This is a genomic window from Pseudoalteromonas sp. Z1A6 (genome assembly GCF_011378745.1).
Taxonomy (GTDB): domain Bacteria; phylum Pseudomonadota; class Gammaproteobacteria; order Enterobacterales; family Alteromonadaceae; genus Pseudoalteromonas; species Pseudoalteromonas arctica.
The window spans coordinates 1-5,232 of record NZ_WTKW01000291.1; the positions used below are offsets into that span (position 1 = coordinate 1).

Here is a 5,232-nt window from a genome sequence, read left to right on the forward strand (position 1 = left end):
TTCACTTTTAGCATTACTACTTATTTTTATTGGTTGGGAAGTAAACTCTGTTTACTTTGCTATTGTTTTTTATTGGACTGCACTGTCACTTTTATTAGTGAGTACCGCATATATTTTTAATACAGCAAAAATATTTAGAAAACGTGAAAATGGGGTGATCCCATTTTATATACGTTGGGCGTTTGTGCCATTTTTATTTGGTGTGCAAATTTATAATGCCTGGTCACGTAAGCGCGATAAAGTGCCGCCAATTCAAAAAATAAACGAAAACCTATTTTTAGCTTGCCGATTATTTCCCTCAGACATAGACACATTAAAAGATAACGGAATTACTGCAATTTTAGACGTTACGTGTGAATTTGACGGACTCGAGTGGAGTTCAACACAAGAGAATATAAATTACTTAAACATTCCGGTGCTCGATCATAGTATTCCTACCCATTCTCAGTTAAATCAGGCTATTAATTGGATACATCATCATATTAAAGAAAACCGTCGCGTAGTTGTACATTGTGCTTTAGGCCGTGGGCGGTCAGTTTTTGTAATGGCGGCTTATTTATTGAGTCAAAACAAAAATGCAGATGTACATGAAGTACTTGCACAAATAAAGGAAACCCGCGAAACCGCAAACTTAAATAAGCATCAGCTGCGTCATTTAGCTAAGCGCCATAAAAAAGGCGAGCTGCTGATTAAAAACAAAGCAGTTTTAATTGCAAATCCAGTATCTGGTACACGATTATGGCAAGAAAAAGAGCACTTAATTGTTGCGCGGTTATCGGCCTATTACGATTTAAAAGTACTTACTACTTCACAAGACGTAAACGGTATTGAGCTTGCTAAACAAGCGATTACGCAAAAACCAGACATGATAATAGCGTGTGGAGGCGATGGTACAGTGGCCGAAGTTGCAAGCGTACTTGTAAATACACAATGTAAGCTAGGTATTATACCAATGGGGACTGCAAACGCACTTGCGCATGTATTAATGGGGATTAGCTCTAAATTTATTCCTGTTGAACAAGCCTGTGACTTAATTATAGATGGTCAAACAAGCACAATAGATACCGCTTATTGTAATAACGAATTAGTACTTTTATTAGCGGGTATTGGTTTTGAGCAATCTATGATAGAAAAAGCAGATAGAGAGTCGAAAAATAAGTCGGGGCAACTTGCCTATTTAAATGGTTTTTTTGAAGCCTTTGGTGAGCAAAAATCACAGCTACTTAGTGTAAAACTCGATGATAATGAGCCGAAAGAAATATGTACAAATAGCTTTATTGTGGCTAATGCTGCGCCTTTTACAACGTTATTGGCTCAAGGTGGTGGGCAGCCAGATCATAGTGACGGGCTTCTTGATGTAAATTGGCTAACACCAAATAATGAAAATTCTACGACAATATTGAGTATTGCAGAACTGATGTTTAGCAGTTTAACGCAAACACATTTAGCTATAAATTCGCATCATACAAATGCTAAAAGAGTCGAGGTGACAGGCGAAGGAGAGCTTAAGTACGTACTTGATGGGGAAGTTAAAACTGCTCACAGACTCGTTATTACTATTGAGCCGGCCTCATTAAATGTGATTTGCAAAGAGCAATAAATCGCGCTAGTTACAATTAAAAAAGGAGCTAAATTAGCTCCTTTTTTACATCATTTTTTAATTGATGGCCAAACAAACCCTGTTGTATCCGGCGCTTGAGAAGATGTTTCTCTCGGTGCACTTTTTGGTCTACGAATAGGTTTGTTATTTATAGTGTGAATATAAAGTGCTTCCACTTTATCGCGAGCCCAAGGCGTTTTACGCAAAAACTTTAAACTCGATTTAATGCTCGGTTGATCAGTAAAACACTTAATTTTCACTTGCTCGCCAAGGGTTCTCCAGCCAAGTCGCTGTTCTAACTCAACAAGTATTTGTTCTAACGTTACCCCATGTAAAGGGTTTTTAGGTTGATTATCCATAGCCATACTACTTATTTAAACTGCGTGCATTGTAGCTCAAATCAGCTTTTAGCGCTAATTCACAGTGATTGTTTTAGGAGCGGTTGGGTAAATAGCATTACCTTGTTTATCTATTTTAAGCCAAATGAGTTGACTGTTACTGTGTTGAGGGTTTTTAGCACCGCATAAAAGTGTAAAAGAGTGAATTTGTATTAACGCGCCTTCGCTATAGCGTTTGTTGTCGTACCAACAGTTTGATTCTTCATTTACAAACTGGTTTGCATCAATAATTGAATGGGTTTTAAGGGTTGTTGCTTCACTAAGTATTGAATACGATAAGCTGCTAAAACAAAAGCATAGAATTAAAAAGTTACGCATTAGAGGCCTTTAAATAGGGAGGGTTAAAAATAATACATTAAGCTAAAAAACGTGCTAGTGTAAAGTACACAAAGTGATTTTAATTATAAACTTAGTTACTCACAGAACAACTTGGATTCAAATAAAAAGGTGCACACAATGCAATTTAATCAAACAATGATCGAAGAATTCACACTATTAGCGAAGTTTCCTCGCGACAGTAAAATGCAGGGTATTAAATTACACTCAGACGCAGAGCCAAGCTTACTTAGTGCAGCGCAACGTTTATTTGAAAAAGGGATTATAGATAGCCCAGATGGCGGATATTTAACTGATCTGGGCTTAGATTTAATTGAGCACATTACGGTTATTCATAGTGCGCTACAAAGCTAGCTAACCTGAACTCTAGTTAGTTACTGAACTAGCTTAATTTGCATCGGGTTGATTTTGCGGTGCAGCATCATTAAATGCAGCTAATTTATTACAGTGTTCGTAAATAGCTGCAATTTTTGGATAAGCGCTCATATTTACGTTAAAACGAATTGCATTAAATACTTGCGGCACTAAACAAATGTCAGCAAGTGTTGGTTGATTACCAAAACAGTAGTCATCATTTTCGTTTAGCATCAGTTCTATTTTTTCAAAACTCACTTCTATCCAATGTCGATACCACTTATTTTTAGCCTCGTCATCAACACCTAATTCGTTCGATAAATACTTCAGCACGCGTAAATTATTAACAGGATGAATATCGCAGGCAATGGCAAAGCTTAAATTTCTTATTTGTGCTTTTTGCCACGCAGTTCCTGTAATTAATGGCGATTGCGGATAAGTTTCATCAAGCCATTCCAGTATTGCAAGCGATTGTGCTAAAACACCATTATCGGTTTCAAGTGCAGGTAGTAACCCTTGCGGATTAGTCGCTAAGTATTCTTCCCCAAGCTGCTCCGATTTTAAAAGGTTAACAATAGCAAGTTCATGATCAATTGCTTTTAAGTTAAGCGCTATACGTACCCTATAGGCCGCTGATGAGCGAAAGTAGCTGTATAATTTCATAATTAATCCTGTGAACCTGTAAATTGTTTTTTAATAGTACGCCAGCAATCGGTATAGTTTGGTTGGCGCTCTTTGCCTTCTAGTGCATATTTTGTTGGTGAAATTATATAGCGCGACTCAAACATAAAGGCCAATGTGTTTTCGTATTTTTGTGGTGTAAGCTCAGCATTTGAGGCTTTTTCAAATACGTCGGCTTCAGGTCCATGTGGCGACATACAATTGTGTAAACTTGCACCACCAGGTACAAAACCATGCTCTTTTGCATCATACACACCCTCAATCAAGCCCATAAATTCACTCATAATATTGCGGTGATAATACGGCGGGCGGAATGTATTTTCGGCTACCATCCAACGTGGTGGAAATATCACAAAATCGACATTTGCCATACCCTCAGTAGCAGAAGGAGAGGTTAGCACGGTAAATATAGACGGGTCGGGGTGATCAAAACTCACTGTATTTATTACATTAAAACGCGATAAGTCGTATTTATAGGGTGAGCTATTACCGGTCCATGCAACCACATCAAAAGGAGAGTGCTTAATTTCACAGCTAAATAAATTACCGTTGAATTTAGATACAAGCTCAAAGTCACCTTTTTTATCTTCAAAGGCAGCAACGGGGTATTGAAAGTCTCTGTCGTTGGCGTAACCGTTTGCACCAACAGGTCCTCGCTCTGCAAGCTCTAACGCATGGCCATAATTTTCACAAATATAACCCCGCGCTGTATCATCAATTAAATCAACAGAGAACTTAATTCCTCTGGGAATTACAGCAATTTCACCTGGTTTAATGCTTAACTTGCCGCACTCGGTGTGAATTAATAACTCACCTTGCTGAGGAACAAACAACATTTCGCCATCGGCATTGCAAAAGTAACGTCCTTGCATTGACTGATTAGCGACATATACATGAATGCCAATACCCGATTGCCCATTAGCACTGCCATTAGCTGCCATCGTTACCAAGCCATCAATAAAGTCAGTAGGCTGTGAAGGCATATCAATAGGATTCCAACGTAGCATTGTTGGTGGTGTTACGGCCTCAGTAATTGGGGCTGTTCTTATTAGGCCGTTATCAATTGCTTGGTAATCACCTTGCACTACCGAAGGACGAAGGCGGTAAAACCAAGTGCGGCGATTTGAAGCGCGAGGAGCCGTAAATGCAGTCGAACTAAATTGCTCAGTGTATAAATCGTATTTAACCTTTTGTGGGCTAAATTGTCCTATTGGCAGTGCACCGGGTAGCGCTTGTGTTTCAAATTCATTACCAAAACCTGTCATATAACTTAATTGTGTCGCCATTACTGACTCCTGTGAGAGGGGGGGTTGGTTTAATATTATTTTTATTTCAGTTAAGATACTCTCAAGTGAGACTAATATCAAATGTGCAACTACGCACCTGCGTAAATATTAATGAACACCAAAGTAAACCTTACAAAGCTGGGATAACTAAAAATGAAAATTGATTTAGCAACGTTTTTACCTTATCAATTAACGAATGTAGCAACACGTGTAAGTAACGACTTTGCCGAGGTTTATCAAACTAAATACGGTTTAAATATTCCTCAGTGGCGAATACTTGCTAATTTAGCGCAGTATGGCCAAAGCAACGCAAAGGATTTATGCGCGCAAGCAAATATGGACAAGTCGACTGTTTCACGCGCGGTAAAAGTTTTAATAGATAAAGGTTTAGTGAGAAGTGAGCTAAATAAGCAAGACAAACGCGCGGCCTTACTTGTACTGAGCAAAGCAGGTCAAAGCTTATATGAACAAATAGCGCCCGATGCACTTAATTGGGAAAAACAATTACTAAGCTCTTTGACTAACAAAGAATACGAAGTGCTAGTGAGTATTATTGATAAGTTAAATAATAAATTAA

Annotated in this window: 7 protein-coding genes; 3 read left to right on the forward strand and 4 right to left on the reverse strand. The window is 38.3% G+C overall.

What is annotated here, in order from left to right:
- The coding region (locus tag GQR46_RS15620; RefSeq protein ID WP_165741412.1) for a diacylglycerol kinase family protein at nt 1-1,600 on the forward strand (1,600 nt) is incomplete at its 5' end.
- A 50-nt stretch (nt 1,601-1,650) separates the two neighbouring features.
- On the opposite strand, the gene GQR46_RS15625 is transcribed toward GQR46_RS15620, so the two are convergent.
- Complete coding sequence (locus GQR46_RS15625; protein WP_010553962.1) at nt 1,651-1,959, reverse strand: VF530 family protein; 309 nt, start codon at nt 1,957-1,959, stop codon at nt 1,651-1,653.
- 54 nt (nt 1,960-2,013) lie between these two features.
- Nucleotides 2,014-2,316 carry a DUF1496 domain-containing protein gene (locus GQR46_RS15630; RefSeq protein WP_165741413.1) on the reverse strand — a complete coding sequence of 101 codons (303 nt, stop codon included), beginning with the start codon at nt 2,314-2,316 and terminating at the stop codon, nt 2,014-2,016.
- A 138-nt stretch (nt 2,317-2,454) separates the two neighbouring features.
- On the opposite strand from GQR46_RS15630, the gene GQR46_RS15635 reads away from it, so the two are divergent.
- The gene (locus GQR46_RS15635; protein WP_007582405.1) at nt 2,455-2,688 is read left to right on the forward strand and encodes a TIGR02647 family protein; all 234 of its coding nucleotides are present in this window, start codon (nt 2,455-2,457) and stop codon (nt 2,686-2,688) included.
- A gap of 33 nt (nt 2,689-2,721) precedes the next feature.
- Here GQR46_RS15635 and maiA read toward each other — a convergent pair whose 3' ends face one another.
- Complete coding sequence (gene maiA, locus GQR46_RS15640) at nt 2,722-3,351, reverse strand: maleylacetoacetate isomerase (RefSeq protein ID WP_165741414.1); 630 nt, start codon at nt 3,349-3,351, stop codon at nt 2,722-2,724.
- A 2-nt stretch (nt 3,352-3,353) separates the two neighbouring features.
- Nucleotides 3,354-4,655, reverse strand: a complete 1,302-nt coding sequence (gene hmgA, locus GQR46_RS15645) for a homogentisate 1,2-dioxygenase (RefSeq protein WP_165741415.1) — start codon at nt 4,653-4,655, stop codon at nt 3,354-3,356.
- A gap of 153 nt (nt 4,656-4,808) precedes the next feature.
- On the opposite strand from hmgA, the gene GQR46_RS15650 reads away from it, so the two are divergent.
- The coding region (locus tag GQR46_RS15650; protein WP_165741416.1) for a MarR family transcriptional regulator at nt 4,809-5,232 on the forward strand (424 nt) is incomplete at its 3' end.